Consider the following 14959-nt stretch of genomic DNA (forward strand, 5'->3'; position numbering starts at 1 on the left):
CTTAAGTGAACGGCATTACTGCAGAGAGAGCGTTTTTTCGATCTTTGGGCGCTGAAGGAGTCGTATATCAAAGCGACAGGCAAGGGGCTAGCCACATCGTTGCGAAGCTTCTCGTTCGATTTCTCTAATTTGACCAAGCGAACATTTTTGACCAAGCAAGTAGTGGAACAATCAGGCTTGTATCGCGAAATCAGGCTACATAGCGGGATTGGGTTGAATTTGGATTCTGCTCAACAAGACGATAGTTCTACAGATTGGCAGTGTTGCTTAGGGCGGCTGGATGAACAGTATCGCTTTGCGGTGACGCTTGGCGGGAATTTGCTCCCCATGCAGATAGAGATGAGAACCTTTTCGTCGTCTCATCTCTTGACGTCTATGTGGATAAAATAAAGTTAGCTCGACTCTCCAAGCATCGCTTTTAATACTTCTGCGGGTACAGGCTGAAGTTGTTTGTCTTTATCTAGGCAAACCATCTCGATATCACCAATCACGGCAGGTTTGGTTGCATCTTTACGCCAAACCTCTTGTCGCCATAAGGTTTTGTATTTTCCATCGAGTTCAAAAGAGGTTCGGATATCGCAGATCTCTGCGAACTCAACGCCGTCTTGAAAGGTCATATTGGCTTTATACACCGCAAACCCCAGTCCATGTTCATTCCACAACTCTGCCAGTTTATCGCTGCCCAACACATGCTCGCGCGCACGCTCAAAGTATTTAAGAAAGTTAGGGTGATAAACCACACCTGAGTGATCGGTATCTTCGTAGTAAATCTGTACTGGGTGATGGTAGATCTGACTCATGGGTAGCAACTCTTGGTAAGTAGTGGATCAGTAAATCTGACTAAGTTGTGCAGCACTCTACAGGATAGGTTGAAATTACTTCAAGGCATCATCGTGAAAGGGGCTTTTGGTCAGACCTCATTTATCACTGATGCTTTGGTCAACTCCCACCCATTTACAAATATTCTATGTGTCATTTTCCACCCATTAATTTTTGTAGCGAGTTAGCGACAACTGCAGGCAGATCTGATGAAGCCTTGCGGTTAAAGGCTTGTTAATGAATTGTGTCAATATGGCGCGCTAATTGCCTTAGTGAAAGCACGCAGTTCCCATTGAAGGGCTGCTTTGTTTACTAAGGAGAATAATAATGTTTAAGCCTCTTACCCTGCTGTCTTTATCTGCTCTGGCGCTCACAAGTTTTAATGCTGCTGCAAACTGTGACCCTGGTGAAATCGTGATTAAATTCAGTCATGTAACCAATACCGATAAGCACCCGAAAGGCATCGCCGCTTCTTTACTGGAAGAGCGAGTAAACACAGAAATGAATGGAAAAGCTTGTATGCAAGTTTTCCCTAACTCAACACTTTACGATGATAATAAGGTACTGGAAGCCCTGTTAAATGGTGATGTTCAAATGGCGGCGCCATCGCTGTCAAAATTTGAGAAGTTCACTAAGAAATACCGCATTTTTGACCTTCCTTTCCTATTTGAAGACGTAGAAGCCGTTGACCGTTTCCAAAACTCAGAATCTGGTGAAAAGCTGAAGAACGCGATGAAGCGTCGTGGCCTGCAAGGTCTTGCGTTTTGGCACAATGGCATGAAACAGATGTCGGCGAACAAACCTCTTATCAGCCCTGAAGATGCAAAAGGTTTGAAATTCCGTGTTCAAGCATCGGATGTATTGGTGGCTCAGTTTGAACAACTAGGCGCTAACCCACAGAAGATGTCTTTCAAAGAAGTGTACGGTGGCTTGCAAACTAAAGTTATCGATGGTCAAGAGAACACATGGTCAAACATCTACGGTAAGAAGTTCTTTGAAGTACAAGACGGCGTGACCGAAACTAATCACGGTATCTTGGATTACCTAGTTGTAACGTCAAACGACTTCTGGAAAGACCTACCTGAAGATGTACGCACACAGCTTGGCACTATCGTTCAAGAAGTGTCTGAGACGCGTAACGCAGAATCTTCAAAAGTTAACCTAGCGAACAAAAACAACATCATCGAAGCGGGTGGTGAGGTTCGTACACTTACGCCTGAACAGCGTGAAGCATGGGTAGCTGCACTTCAACCAGTATGGAAGAAGTTTGAAAAAGACATCGGTTCAGACCTTATCGATGCAGCGTTAGCTTCAAACCAATAACACCGCTAAGGGAGTGGCGAGTATTCGTCACTCCTTATTAAAACAATTATAAGCGGAGTCAATTATGGAAAAGCCTCAAATGGAACAACCAAATTCTAGCGAATCAGCACTGGAAACCTCTCTTTTTTCCAAAGTCGGAAGAGTTACGGATGTGATTGAAGAGTCACTAATCGCATTTTTCCTTGGCGCAATGACGCTACTTACTTTTGCCAACGTGGTATTTCGATACGCATTCAATGACAACATCTTATGGGCACTGGAACTGACCGTGTTCATGTTTGCTTGGATGGTGTTAGTGGGCGCATCTTATGGCGTTAAAAAACACTTCCACATTGGTGTTGATGTGATCATCAACCTTGCCCCAGAAAAGCTACGCAAAGTGTATGCGCTCATCGCCGTGACAAGCTGCCTAGCATTTTCAATCTTACTTCTTATCGGTTCTTGGAATTATTGGTACCCATTCGCGACCGATCGCGCATGGTACGAGACCGACGATATTCCAATGCCAGAGATGCTTCAGTTTCTTGCTGACTGGCTGAATGAAGGCGAGCGATACGAGAAACTGCCACGTTTTATTCCTTATATGGCGCTGCCGATTGGTATGGCAATGCTAACGTTCCGTTTTGCTCAAGTTGCTTACCAAGTCGTAACAGGCAAGCTTGACCGCATGATTGCAGGACACGAAGCCGAAGAAGAGCTGGATGCGTTGAAAGCAGACGTGCTAGCGGGCTCTGACGAAGATGCGACAGCGGTATTGAATTCGACTCCGCAGAACAAAGCGAATGAGTCGAGTACAAAATCTAACGGTAAGGAAGACTAATCATGGCAATGTTATTTCTATTTTTAATGGTAATTGCTTTCATGTTGGTCGGTGTACCAATTGCAATTTCCCTCGGTTTATCGAGCGTAATATTCTTATTGATGCACTCAGATGCGTCATTAGCTTCAGTCGCACAAACGCTGTTTAATGCATTTGCAGGCCACTACACACTCTTAGCGATTCCTTTCTTTATTTTGGCCTCTAGCTTCATGTCTACTGGTGGCGTGGCGAAACGTATTATCCGTTTTGCTATCGCGATGGTAGGTTGGTTCCGCGGCGGCTTGGCGATGGCGTCGGTTGTGGCATGTATGATGTTCGCAGCCCTTTCTGGTTCATCTCCTGCAACGGTAGTGGCGATCGGTAGTATCGTTATCGCAGGTATGATCAAAAACGGTTACTCAAAAGAGTTCGCGGCAGGGGTTATCTGTAACGCGGGTACTTTGGGTATCTTGATTCCGCCGTCCATCGTGATGGTGGTTTACGCGGCTGCGACCGATGTATCGGTAGGTCGTATGTTCTTAGGTGGCGTTATTCCTGGTTTGCTGGCGGGTGTGATGTTGATGATTGCTATCTACATCGCAGCACGTATTAAGAAGATTCCGGCACAGCCATTTGTGGGCTGGGGCGAGATGTTCGCAGCTGCGAAAGATGCGAGCTGGGGCTTGCTGCTGATTGTCATCATTCTAGGTGGTATCTACGGCGGCATCTTTACTCCGACAGAAGCGGCGGCAGTGGCTGCGGTGTATGCCTTCTTCATTGCCAACTTTATCTATAAAGATATGGGGCCTTTCGCTGACAAGAACAATACAAAGCCTGCTTTGGTTAAGGTGTTCCAAACGTTTTTCCATAAAGACACCAAAGACACACTTTACGATGCAGGCAAGCTGACGATCATGCTGCTGTTTATCATTGCCAATGCTCTGATTCTTAAGCATGTACTGACCGAAGAACGCATTCCTCAAATGATCACTGAGTCTATGCTATCTGCGGGCTTGGGTCCGATCACCTTTTTGATTGTAGTAAACGTTTTACTCTTGATTGGTGGGCAGTTCATGGAGCCATCAGGCTTGCTGATCATCGTTGCTCCTTTGGTATTCCCAATTGCAATTGCGCTCGGTATCGACCCAATTCACCTAGGTATCATGATGGTGGTGAACATGGAGATAGGGATGATAACGCCGCCTGTCGGGCTCAATTTGTTTGTGACCGCAGGTGTCGCGAAGATGTCGATGATGAACGTGGTAAAAGCCGCATTGCCGTGGGTTGGGGTGATGTTCTTATTCCTGATTATCGTCACTTACGTACCTTGGGTATCAACATGGTTACCAACCACCTTGATGGGACCAGAGATCATAACCAAGTAGCTATTTGAGTCATTCACTGACATGGAATTTAATCCATAAAAAATGAGGAGGTCGCTAGACCTCCACATCTATATTTCTGCCACGATTTGAATGAGGCTTTATCTGCTCATACAAAGCGCGTTTTGCCTCTAATTCTGGCGTGTGTAGATCGACATGATTGTCAGCATAAAAAATACCATCTATCTCGAAAGTATCGGTAATCGATGGCACTTTTGTTTTCTCACCCATAACCACTTCCTTATTATATTTATTGCATAACATCCTGTTGTCGAAATAAGTATAGGTGATCTTGCTCCCAAATCTAATTTAGTTTGGTTCTACCTTATAAGATTCTTTCGTTAGCTGGTGCTTTTGCATCTTATCGTAGAGGGTTTTCCTCGGTAATTGCAGCCTCTCCATGGTCTCTTTTATACTGCCATTGCATTCAATAAGTGCCTGCTTCAACGTGTTTTTTTCAAAGTCAGATACCAATTCTGCCAAAGACAGTTCTTGAGTAGTTTCAGTGGCGCTGTCTGATAAGTGAGAAAGCTTACCTAAAAGTACAAAACGCTCTGCAGTATTACGTAATTCTCGAACATTTCCCGGCCAATCATGAGCCAAAAGTGCGTGCAGCTCCTTTTGTGGAAGGGCAGGGGCAGTCTTGCCATAACGCGCCGCAGCGACCAGTAAGAAGTGGTGGAAGAGTGCTGGGATATCTTCTTGTCGGCTTCTTAACGGCGGTAAATCTAAGGTCACAACATTGAGTCGATAATAGAGATCTTGGCGGAAAGAGCCTTCTTCAGCGGCTTTCTTTAGGTCGACTTTGGTTGCTGCTATCACTCGAATATCTAGTGGCACTAAACCGTTTGAACCAACTCGCTCAATAACGCGTTCTTGTAAGACGCGTAATAGGCGAATTTGTGCCTGCATCGGCATGGATTCAACTTCATCTAAGAATAGAGTTCCGCCTTGAGCAAACTCGAATTTACCCACTCGCATGCTTTCTGCGCCCGTGAATGCCCCTTTTTCATGGCCATACAGTTCACTCTCAATCAGGTTTTCAGGAACAGCACCACAGTTGACCGCGACAAAGTTTTGCTCTCGACGGCTGCTTTGTTCATGCAGAGAACGTGCTACTAACTCTTTACCTGTACCTGTCTCGCCAAACAATAATATATCGGCATTGGTGTCGGCAATATGGGTGATGATGGAGCGCAGCTCAGTCATGGATTGCGTATCACCAATGATTCTAGGGCCGAGCGCTTGGCTGGCTTTGAGTGAACGTTTTAACTCAAGGTTCTCTAGTGTGAGCTGACGTTTTTCTATCGCTCGCTTAGTGGTTTCGATTAGGCGTTCATTAGCGAAAGGTTTTTCAATGAAGTCATAGGCGCCGTATTGGATGGCTTGAACGGCCATTGAAATATCGCCGTGACCAGTAATCATGATCACGGGGATCTCTTTGTCTTTGTGCATCACGGTGTTGAGCAGATCATGCCCGGATAGACCTGGTAGACAGATATCAGTGATGATCACGTGAGGTAAGCCGTTTTCTTGAATCGCGAGCAGAGCAGACTCCGCATCGGGAAAGAATTCGGCATCAATGTCGGCGAGCTCGAAGCTCTGTTCAATCGCCATTCTTAGATCGGATTCATCATCAATGAAATAGACGTGACACATAGTGATTCCTTTACTTCTTTGTATTCTGGTTATTGCTGAGTTTTTGTTTGCTGTTCATGTCCAACAAGGGGCAACTCTATGCTGATTCGAGCACCGCCTTGAGGGCTACTACCGGTAGCGAGCTTGCCATTTATTCCGTTGATTATTTGTTGAGAAATCGATAGCCCAAGTCCAAGTCCGTTTTTCTTGGTGGTATGGAAGGGTTCAAAAAAGTTTCCGCTAGAAGGGGAGGTGAAGCCGGGGCCGTTATCATCGACATGAATTAGCAAGGTATTGGCTTGTTGATGGTCGGACTCTCTAATCTCTAACAGAATAGCTAATTGTTTGTCATCTTGTTGTTCCACCGCCTGAATCGCGTTGGTCAGCAGGTTAATGATCACCTGTTCCAGTTGAATGGCGTTGGCGAGCACGCAAGCATCAAAGGTCTCAGGGAGTTCGTTGACCTTAACTCGCTCGCTCTTGAGTTGTGGCTTCATCAGCTCTTTCGATGAATGTAAAACTGGGAGTATTTGTAAGGTGTGTAGCTCTTCCGCAGTAGATTTTTTGGCGAACGAGCGAAGCTGGTGGCTGATTTTCGCCATACGATCAGTGAGTGCCGAGATTCGCGATAGATTGTCATCGACACGATCGGTTTTTTCTTTGGCAAGAAACAATCGGCCGTTGTCGGCATAACTGCGAATCGCGGCAAGCGGGTTATTCAGTTCGTGACTGATGCTCGCTGACATCTGCCCTAGCACTGCTAGTTTGGCGGCTTGGATGAGCTCGTCTTGGGTTTGCCTCAGAACATGCTCGGTTTCGATACGGTGTTTGATCTCAACATGTAACTCCGATGTACGTTCAAGCACTTGAAATTCGAGTTTTTGCTTGGCTTCGGATTGCAGCCTGTCTATCTGTGCTCGTCTTTGTTGTCTATGGTGGTTGAGCTGCATTGTTAGATAAATAATCGCAAAGATTAGGCTCAAAACCACAAGGTAAGCAACCAAGTCCCACCAAACTAAGTGGGTTGGAGAAAATACCCGTATGGTGAGTCTTGGTTCGGCTAGGAAACGCGAAGAACTAAAGAACTGCTCTTGGACGAGTTTGTGTGGCGACTCAATACGACTGGTGGCACTGTCTAAATCGCCGGAGAAGTGCAGGCTTTCTATTTTTGTATCGAGATACTGCCTGCTTTCTTGAATTCGAGTGTGTTGTACTTCGCTTAGCGGCTGAAGGCTTTTGAACAGCCACTCAGGGTTACTCGACATAAATACAATTTGATCTTTATCGTCAGCAACAAAAAAACTCTGTTTGCCTTTCCAACTTGCTTCAATCAGCGATAAATCCATCTTTACGACAATGACGCCAATAATCTCGGCGGCATAGGAGACGGGGTAAGAATAATAATAGCCTCGCTTTCCAGAGGTTGAACCTAGCGCAAAATATTGATTTTCATTGCCAATAATCGCTTCTTGAAAGTAGGGGCGGAAAGCAAAGTTACGACGAATAAAAGAACGCGGTTGATTCCAGTTACTGGCTGCAATGGTGGTGCCGATACTGTCTAGTAGGTAGGTGTCGGATGCTTGAATCACCGAGTTTACGTGCTCTAGATAACGATTAGTGAGTTCGATTTGCGCAGAGTTACTTGGAGAGTGCAGGGCATCGACCAGCTCTTTGTCTTTTGAAAGCAGCTCGGGAATGTGCGCGAACTTATCCAATTGGCTTGAAATATGAACAGAAAAGCGGTCCAGCTTAGATTGATGATCATTTAACAAACTTTCATGGCTCGTGCTCCACACCCAATGACCGCCAAACACCATCAGTAAACTGTATGTGACCATTAACAGTATTGGGATTTTAAAAGCTTGAAACATGAAGGCTCTCCGCTGATTTCTTTGGTAAACAATCAAGCCTGTCTTCTCTCGTTTATGGTAGCAAATAGCGGTAGTTTTTGCTGAAAGCAGAGAGTGAACAGATGGATGTAGGTTAAGGGTTTGTAACGGGGATTGTTGAAAAAGTTATCGACTCTGAGGGGTAAAACAAGAGCAAGATCTCTTTTTAAGGTTTTTAGCAAAAAAAGCCCTCGATTCCCTTGAAAAAGTCGCTATTGTCCCCATTTCTGTTGTGCTAAGTGATGATTTGATCGTTTTTGTATCACTTAGTTGGACGAATTTAGAGCATTCATCATCATGCAGAGGTGAACGGCTCGACAGAGATTAAACAGATCGCTAGAATGTCGCGTCTAAAATTTCTGTCCTGAGGCTAATCGGAGATACCTTTCTTGTTTCTGAAAACAAGCTTTATTGCGTTTTAATCGACGTGTGAAGAACGAAGATATCGCTGATTAGTCTGGTGTTTGGTTGAATAATCAATTCAGACATCAATGCTCGATTTTAAATTAGGTGTTCGGATAGAGCACTACACAAGGATGCAGCCAACAACGTCTGCTTTTGAATTAAAGCTAAGTTACGGCTCATATGCTCAGATTACTGAGCCAGTTTTGAGGTTTATATAATGCAAGTTACTGTTGAAACGCTAGAAGGCCTAGAGCGCCGTCTTAATATTACTGTTCCTGCTGCTAACATCGAAGATGCAGTTACAGCTGAACTACGCAACATCGCGAAAAACCGTCGTTTCGATGGTTTCCGTAAAGGCAAAGTGCCAATGAAGATGGTTGCTAAAATGTACGGCAAAGCAGTACGTCAAGACGTGATGGGCGAAGTAATGCAACGTCACTTCATCGAAGCGATCGTTAAAGAGAAAATCAACCCAGCTGGCGCACCTACTTTCGCACCAGTTGAAAACAACGAAGGCGCTGACCTAGTATTCAACGCAACTTTTGAAGTTTACCCAGAAGTTGAGCTGAAAGGTCTAGAAAACATCACTGTTGAGAAACCAGCAGTAGAAGTTAAAGAAGCTGACGTTGAAGAGATGATCGAAACTCTACGTAAGCAACAAGCAACTTGGACTGAAGTTGAAGCTGCTGCTGACGCTGGTTCTCGTGCAACTATCGACTTCGTTGGTTCTATCGACGGTGAAGAGTTCGAAGGCGGTAAAGCTGAGAACTTCCCACTAGAGATGGGCGCTGGTCGCATGATCCCTGGTTTTGAAGACGGTATCGTTGGTAAAACAGCAGGTATGGAATTCGAAATCGACGTAAACTTCCCAGAAGATTACCACGCTGAAAACCTAAAAGGTAAAGCAGCTAAGTTCTCTATCAAGCTGAACAAAGTTGAAGCTCGTGAACTTCCAGAACTAAACGAAGAATTCGTTTCTAAGTTCGGCGCTGCTGACGGCGTTGAAGGTCTTAAAGCTGAAGTTCGTAAGAACATGGAGCGTGAGCTTAAGCAAGCTGTTAAGAACCGCATCAAAGAGCAAGCTATCGACGGTCTAGTTAACGAAAACAACATCGACGTACCTTCTGCTCTTATCGATCAAGAAATCGGTGTTCTACGCCAACAAGCTGCTCAACGTTTCGGTGGCAACACTGAAGCTGCTGACCAACTTCCACGTGAGCTGTTCGAAGAGCAAGCTAAACGTCGCGTAGTTGTAGGTCTTCTTCTTGGTGAAGTAATCAAGACTGAAGAACTAAAAGCTGACGACGAGAAAGTTAAAGCTATCATCGAAGAGATGGCTACAGCATACGAAGATCCAACAGAAGTTATTGCTTACTACGAGCAAAACGAGCAAATGATGAACAACATGCGCAATGTTGCTCTAGAAGAGCAAGCTATTGATGCAATCATCGCTAAAGCTCAAGTTTCTGATAAAGAAGTTAGCTTCAACGAGCTAATGAATCAGCAACCTGCTTAATATAGTAATATCTGACGTAGAAGGTTGACGTACGGTCAACAATTCTGCTAACAATGGTCCGTATGATTTAATCATTCGGGCCATTTATTTTAGGGACATAAGAATATGAGCTACCAAGAAAAAAATACAATGCCATCGATTATGGACGCACTAGTTCCTATGGTGGTTGAACAGACTTCCCGTGGTGAACGTTCTTACGATATTTATTCTCGTCTATTAAAAGAACGTATCATTTTCTTAACAGGTCAAGTGGAAGACCACATGGCAAATCTTGTCGTGGCTCAACTGCTTTTCTTGGAATCAGAAAACCCAGACAAAGATATCTATCTTTACATCAACTCACCTGGCGGTAGCGTAACAGCAGGCATGTCTATCTACGACACAATGCAGTTCATCAAGCCAAACGTGAGCACAGTATGTATGGGTCAAGCTTGCTCTATGGGTGCATTCTTACTAGCGGGTGGTACTCCTGGTAAGCGTCACGTGCTTCCAAACTCACGTGTAATGATTCACCAGCCACTTGGCGGCTTCCAAGGCCAAGCGTCTGATATTCAAATTCACGCGCAAGAGATCCTAACGATCAAACAAAAGCTAAACAAACTATTGGCAGAGCACACTGGTCAGCCTCTAGAAGTTGTTGAGCGCGATACAGATCGTGATAACTTCATGTCTGCTGATCAAGCAGTAGAATACGGCTTGGTGGATTCAGTTCTTAATCACCGCGGTCAATAATTGCAGGGCAATTGTTTGACGCAAAGTGATTCAAATTGATATACACTCAAGCATAGAGAGTTAAGGCTAAGAGGTTAGCGAATGACAGATAAAAGCAAAGAGGGTGGTAGCGGTAAACTGCTTTACTGCTCTTTCTGTGGCAAAAGCCAACACGAAGTTCGCAAGTTAATCGCAGGTCCTTCTGTTTACATTTGTGATGAATGTGTCGATCTTTGTAACGACATTATTCGTGAAGAAATTAAAGATGTTCTTCCTAAGAAAGAATCGGAATCGCTGCCAACGCCGCGTGAGATTCGTGAGCATCTTGACGACTATGTAATCGGTCAAGAATACGCGAAGAAAGTGCTAGCAGTTGCAGTTTATAACCACTACAAGCGTTTACGTAATGGTGATACGACAGCTGAAGGCGTAGAGCTAGGTAAGAGTAACATTCTTCTTATCGGTCCTACTGGTAGTGGTAAAACACTACTGGCTGAAACATTGGCTCGTTTCCTAGACGTTCCTTTCACAATGGCAGACGCAACAACACTAACCGAAGCGGGTTACGTGGGCGAAGATGTTGAAAATATCATCCAGAAGTTGCTTCAGAAATGTGATTACGACGTAGCGAAAGCGGAACGCGGCATTGTTTACATCGATGAAATCGACAAGATTTCTCGTAAAGCTGAAAACCCATCAATCACGCGTGACGTGTCTGGTGAAGGTGTACAGCAAGCTCTACTAAAACTTGTTGAAGGTACAGTAGCTTCAGTTCCACCTCAAGGTGGTCGTAAGCATCCACAGCAAGAGTTCTTGCAAGTGGACACGTCTAAGATCTTATTTATCTGTGGTGGTGCGTTTGCAGGCCTAGATAAAGTGATTGAACAGCGTGTAGAAACAGGTTCAGGTATCGGCTTTGGCGCAGAAGTGCGTTCAAAAGATGAAACCAAAACTATCGGTGAATTGTTCACTCAAGTAGAACCTGAAGATCTAGTGAAATATGGTCTGATTCCAGAATTCATTGGTCGTCTACCTGTGACAACAACACTGACAGAGCTTGATGAAGAAGCGCTAATCCAAATCCTATGTGAGCCAAAGAATGCACTTACAAAACAGTACGCAGCATTATTTGAGCTTGAGGATACAGAGTTAGAATTCCGTGAAGATGCTTTACGTGCCATTGCTAAGAAAGCAATGAACCGTAAAACAGGTGCTCGTGGTCTACGTTCTATCTTGGAGGGTGTTCTACTAGAAACTATGTACGAACTGCCATCTTCAACTGATGTAAGCAAGGTTGTGATTGATGAGTCGGTAATTAATGGTGAGTCAGAACCACTATTAATTTACAGCAACTCAGATAACCAAGCAGCTGTTGCAGAGTAGGTCTTTTTTAGACAAGTCACTCAAATTGAAAAAGGAGGTAAGCAATTACCTCCTTTTTTTTATTCTTCCATTGAATCCAGTCGTTTAAGCCCCATATACTGCTTTATAAGTTAAAGCGGAAGAGAGAAATATATGAACTTGGAACGTTCCGAGCGTATCGAAATCCCCGTGCTACCTCTACGTGATGTAGTGGTTTACCCACACATGGTTATTCCATTGTTTGTTGGTCGTGAAAAATCGATTACTTGCCTTGAATCGGCAATGGAAGCTAACAAACAAGTACTACTTGTAGCGCAGAAAGAAGCGGACACTGATGAGCCTTCAATTGACGACCTATTTAAAGTAGGAACTGTCGCTACCATTCTTCAGTTACTAAAGCTCCCTGATGGTACTGTTAAAGTGCTTGTCGAAGGTCAGCAGCGTGCAAAAATTCACCAATTCAAAGAAAGTGAGTTTTTCTTAGCGGACGCAGAATACGTTGTAACCTCAGAACTTGACGAAAAAGAACAAGAAGTGGTTGTTCGCAGCGCGATCAATCAATTCGAAGGCTTTATTAAGCTGAACAAAAAGATTCCACCAGAAGTTCTAACATCTCTGAACGGTATTGATGAGGCAGCTCGCCTTGCTGATACGATTGCTGCACACATGCCACTTAAACTGGTAGACAAGCAGCACGTTCTAGAAATCTTAGATGTGACTGAACGTCTGGAATTCTTGATGGGCCAAATGGAGTCAGAAATTGACATCTTGCAAGTTGAAAAACGCATTCGTGGCCGCGTTAAGAAGCAAATGGAAAAATCTCAGCGTGAGTACTACCTGAATGAGCAAATGAAAGCGATTCAGAAAGAACTTGGCGAGATGGACGACGCTCCTGATGAATTCGAGACTCTGAAGAAGAAGATCGAAGACTCTAAGATGCCTCAAGAAGCTCGTGAAAAAACCGAGCAAGAACTGCAAAAACTGAAAATGATGTCGCCAATGTCTGCTGAAGCAACAGTAGTACGTAGCTACATTGATTGGATGGTGGGCGTTCCTTGGGCTAAGCGTTCAAAAGTGAAAAAGAATCTAGCGAAAGCGGAAGAGATCTTAAACGAAGACCACTACGGCTTAGAGCGTGTTAAAGAACGTATTCTTGAATACTTGGCAGTACAAAACCGTATCAACAAGCTAAAAGGCCCAATCCTTTGTCTTGTTGGTCCTCCTGGTGTAGGTAAAACCTCGCTAGGTCGTTCGATTGCTGCGGCAACGGGTCGTAAGTACACGCGTATGGCACTTGGTGGCGTTCGTGATGAAGCTGAGATTCGTGGTCACCGTCGTACGTACATCGGTTCACTTCCGGGTAAACTGATCCAGAAGATGTCTAAAGTTGGTGTTAAGAACCCACTGTTCCTATTAGATGAGATCGATAAGATGTCTTCTGATATGCGTGGCGACCCATCTTCAGCACTTCTAGAAGTTCTAGATCCAGAACAAAACAACGCATTTAACGATCACTACCTAGAAGTAGATTACGATCTGTCAGATGTTATGTTCGTGGCAACATCGAACTCGATGGACATTCCTGGGCCTCTACTGGACCGTATGGAAGTGATTCGTCTATCTGGTTACACAGAAGATGAGAAGCTGAACATTGCTAAGAGCCATTTACTGGACAAGCAAGTTCAACGCAACGGTCTTAAGCCTCATGAAATTGAGATTGAAGACTCTGCAATCATCGGCATCATTCGTTACTACACGCGTGAAGCGGGTGTACGTAGCCTAGAGCGTGAAATCTCAAAGATCTGTCGTAAAGCAGTGAAGAACATCTTGCTAGACAGCGATCTTAAGTCTGTAACGGTTAACATTGATAACCTGAAAGAGTACTTAGGTGTTCAACGCCACGACTTCGGTAAAGCGGATGAAAGCAACCGTATCGGTCAAGTAACAGGCCTAGCGTGGACTCAAGTGGGTGGTGATCTACTGACTATCGAGACCGAAGCAATGCCGGGCAAAGGTAAGCTAACGCAAACTGGCTCACTTGGCGACGTGATGAAAGAGTCGATTCAAGCGGCAATGACAGTGGTTCGTTCTCGTGCTGAAAAACTGGGTATCAACTCAGATTTCTACGAAAAACGTGACATTCACGTTCACGTACCAGAAGGTGCTACACCGAAAGATGGCCCGAGTGCGGGTATCGCAATGTGTACTGCACTTGTCTCTAGCTTGACGGGTAACCCGGTTAAAGCAGAGGTCGGTATGACAGGTGAAATTACCCTTCGTGGTGAAGTTTTACCTATCGGTGGCTTGAAAGAAAAACTGCTTGCTGCACACCGTGGCGGCATCAAAACTGTACTGATCCCTAAAGACAATGAGCGTGATTTGGAAGAGATTCCAGACAACGTAATCGCTGACTTGAAGGTGATCCCGGTTCAGTGGATTGATGAAGTACTCAAAGTCGCGCTAGAACGAGATCCGTCAGGGGTCGAGTTTGACGTGAAAAAATAGTGATGCATAGCAAAAATAAGTAAAGAATTACGCTGATAGGCCCGAAAAGGCTTGTCAGCGTTTTTTTTGGACGCTAAGTTATTGATCAAAGCGGCAGCCCTTTTGCAATAAGGCTTGCGGCTAAATTAAAACCAAAATGGAACGTACAGTCATCAGAAGTAGTCACAGATGACACATAGGGGAAAAACAGTGAATAAAACACAACTAGTAGAATCAATCGCAGAAAACGCAGACATCTCTAAAGCTTCAGCTGGCCGCGCTCTAGACGCATTCATCGAAGCAGTTGGCACAACGCTACAATCTGGTGACCAAGTTGCACTTGTTGGCTTTGGTACTTTCAGTGTTCGTACTCGTGCTGCTCGTACAGGTCGTAACCCAAAAACTGGTGAAGAGATCCAAATCGCAGAAGCTAAAGTACCTGGCTTCAAAGCGGGTAAAGCACTTAAAGACGCATGTAACTAATTTTCACTGCTGAAACCTCCATTTAAGAGGGGAAGGCAGTAAAATGCGTTTACTGTTTGAAAAATGATGTTTCATTCTTAAACAGTATGTGTACAAAGCACATTGAACTTATTTAAATTATGCGCATCCTACTGATGCGCATTTCTTT

General features: G+C 44.5%; 12 protein-coding genes and 2 pseudogenes. 10 read left to right on the top strand and 4 right to left on the bottom strand.

From position 1 onward, the window contains the following. Window positions 1–18 precede the first annotated feature (18 nt). A pseudogene (locus AB4517_RS12660) lies at window positions 19–390 on the top strand (4'-phosphopantetheinyl transferase superfamily protein); the annotation flags it as partial. 2 nt (window positions 391–392) lie between these two features. On the opposite strand, the gene AB4517_RS12665 reads toward AB4517_RS12660, so the two are convergent. Beyond that, on the bottom strand, window positions 393–800 hold the full coding sequence (locus AB4517_RS12665) for a thioesterase family protein (protein ID WP_048607892.1): 408 nt from the start codon (window positions 798–800) through the stop codon (window positions 393–395). A 346-nt stretch (window positions 801–1146) separates the two neighbouring features. Here AB4517_RS12665 and AB4517_RS12670 point away from each other — a divergent pair, with 346 nt between their 5' ends. The 3 genes from AB4517_RS12670 to AB4517_RS12680 all read left to right on the top strand — a co-directional run bounded on the left by AB4517_RS12670 (window position 1147) and on the right by AB4517_RS12680 (window position 4326). After that, a complete protein-coding gene (locus AB4517_RS12670) occupies window positions 1147–2142 on the top strand; it encodes a TRAP transporter substrate-binding protein (RefSeq protein WP_372148440.1) in 996 nt (331 codons plus the stop codon). 64 nt (window positions 2143–2206) lie between these two features. Next, on the top strand, window positions 2207–2962 hold the full coding sequence (locus tag AB4517_RS12675; protein ID WP_048607896.1) for a TRAP transporter small permease: 756 nt from the start codon (window positions 2207–2209) through the stop codon (window positions 2960–2962). 2 nt (window positions 2963–2964) lie between these two features. Beyond that, on the top strand, window positions 2965–4326 hold the full coding sequence (locus AB4517_RS12680; RefSeq protein WP_017060625.1) for a TRAP transporter large permease: 1362 nt from the start codon (window positions 2965–2967) through the stop codon (window positions 4324–4326). Between the two features lie 54 nt (window positions 4327–4380). Here the strand turns inward: AB4517_RS12680 and AB4517_RS12685 are convergent, their stop codons facing one another. The 3 genes from AB4517_RS12685 to AB4517_RS12695 all read right to left on the bottom strand — a co-directional run bounded on the left by AB4517_RS12685 (window position 4381) and on the right by AB4517_RS12695 (window position 7832). Next, complete coding sequence (locus AB4517_RS12685; RefSeq protein WP_170962805.1) at window positions 4381–4554, bottom strand: hypothetical protein; 174 nt, start codon at window positions 4552–4554, stop codon at window positions 4381–4383. Between the two features lie 78 nt (window positions 4555–4632). Further along, on the bottom strand, window positions 4633–5982 hold the full coding sequence (locus tag AB4517_RS12690) for a sigma-54 dependent transcriptional regulator (RefSeq protein ID WP_136974223.1): 1350 nt from the start codon (window positions 5980–5982) through the stop codon (window positions 4633–4635). A gap of 29 nt (window positions 5983–6011) precedes the next feature. Then, on the bottom strand, window positions 6012–7832 hold the full coding sequence (locus AB4517_RS12695) for an ATP-binding protein (RefSeq protein ID WP_372148441.1): 1821 nt from the start codon (window positions 7830–7832) through the stop codon (window positions 6012–6014). A gap of 163 nt (window positions 7833–7995) precedes the next feature. Here AB4517_RS12695 and AB4517_RS12700 point away from each other — a divergent pair. From AB4517_RS12700 to AB4517_RS12725, 6 genes and pseudogenes are all read left to right on the top strand, one after another. Beyond that, a pseudogene (locus tag AB4517_RS12700) lies at window positions 7996–8178 on the top strand (hypothetical protein); the annotation flags it as partial. A 294-nt stretch (window positions 8179–8472) separates the two neighbouring features. Next, the gene (tig, locus tag AB4517_RS12705; protein WP_017106221.1) at window positions 8473–9771 is read left to right on the top strand and encodes a trigger factor; all 1299 of its coding nucleotides are present in this window, start codon (window positions 8473–8475) and stop codon (window positions 9769–9771) included. Between the two features lie 105 nt (window positions 9772–9876). Further along, complete coding sequence (gene clpP, locus AB4517_RS12710; RefSeq protein WP_004736080.1) at window positions 9877–10503, top strand: ATP-dependent Clp endopeptidase proteolytic subunit ClpP; 627 nt, start codon at window positions 9877–9879, stop codon at window positions 10501–10503. Window positions 10504–10584: 81 nt separating this feature from the next. Continuing rightward, window positions 10585–11865, top strand: coding sequence for an ATP-dependent protease ATP-binding subunit ClpX (clpX, locus tag AB4517_RS12715; protein WP_009847283.1), 1281 nt, complete (start codon window positions 10585–10587; stop codon window positions 11863–11865). Between the two features lie 132 nt (window positions 11866–11997). Next, the gene (gene lon, locus AB4517_RS12720; RefSeq protein ID WP_017060619.1) at window positions 11998–14349 is read left to right on the top strand and encodes an endopeptidase La; all 2352 of its coding nucleotides are present in this window, start codon (window positions 11998–12000) and stop codon (window positions 14347–14349) included. A 168-nt stretch (window positions 14350–14517) separates the two neighbouring features. Continuing rightward, window positions 14518–14811: an HU family DNA-binding protein gene (locus AB4517_RS12725; protein ID WP_012604504.1), complete on the top strand. Its 294-nt coding sequence runs from the start codon at window positions 14518–14520 to the stop codon at window positions 14809–14811. The last annotated feature ends 148 nt before the right edge of the window (window positions 14812–14959 follow it).

The sequence above is a fragment of the Vibrio sp. 10N.222.52.C3 genome, assembly GCF_041474195.1.
GTDB classification, from domain to species: Bacteria; Pseudomonadota; Gammaproteobacteria; order Enterobacterales; family Vibrionaceae; genus Vibrio; species Vibrio crassostreae_C.

Coding starts and splice junctions, on each gene's coding strand:
- AB4517_RS12690 (WP_136974223.1), bottom strand. CDS start 5,982: ATGTGTCACGTCTATTTCATTGATGATGAATCCGATCTAAGAATGGCG.
- AB4517_RS12680 (WP_017060625.1), top strand. CDS start 2,965: ATGGCAATGTTATTTCTATTTTTAATGGTAATTGCTTTCATGTTGGTC.
- AB4517_RS12670 (WP_372148440.1), top strand. CDS start 1,147: ATGTTTAAGCCTCTTACCCTGCTGTCTTTATCTGCTCTGGCGCTCACA.
- AB4517_RS12725 (WP_012604504.1), top strand. CDS start 14,518: ATGACACATAGGGGAAAAACAGTGAATAAAACACAACTAGTAGAATCA.
- clpX (WP_009847283.1), top strand. CDS start 10,585: ATGACAGATAAAAGCAAAGAGGGTGGTAGCGGTAAACTGCTTTACTGC.
- lon (WP_017060619.1), top strand. CDS start 11,998: ATGAACTTGGAACGTTCCGAGCGTATCGAAATCCCCGTGCTACCTCTA.
- AB4517_RS12665 (WP_048607892.1), bottom strand. CDS start 800: ATGAGTCAGATCTACCATCACCCAGTACAGATTTACTACGAAGATACC.
- AB4517_RS12675 (WP_048607896.1), top strand. CDS start 2,207: ATGGAAAAGCCTCAAATGGAACAACCAAATTCTAGCGAATCAGCACTG.
- AB4517_RS12685 (WP_170962805.1), bottom strand. CDS start 4,554: ATGGGTGAGAAAACAAAAGTGCCATCGATTACCGATACTTTCGAGATA.
- clpP (WP_004736080.1), top strand. CDS start 9,877: ATGAGCTACCAAGAAAAAAATACAATGCCATCGATTATGGACGCACTA.
- AB4517_RS12695 (WP_372148441.1), bottom strand. CDS start 7,832: ATGTTTCAAGCTTTTAAAATCCCAATACTGTTAATGGTCACATACAGT.
- tig (WP_017106221.1), top strand. CDS start 8,473: ATGCAAGTTACTGTTGAAACGCTAGAAGGCCTAGAGCGCCGTCTTAAT.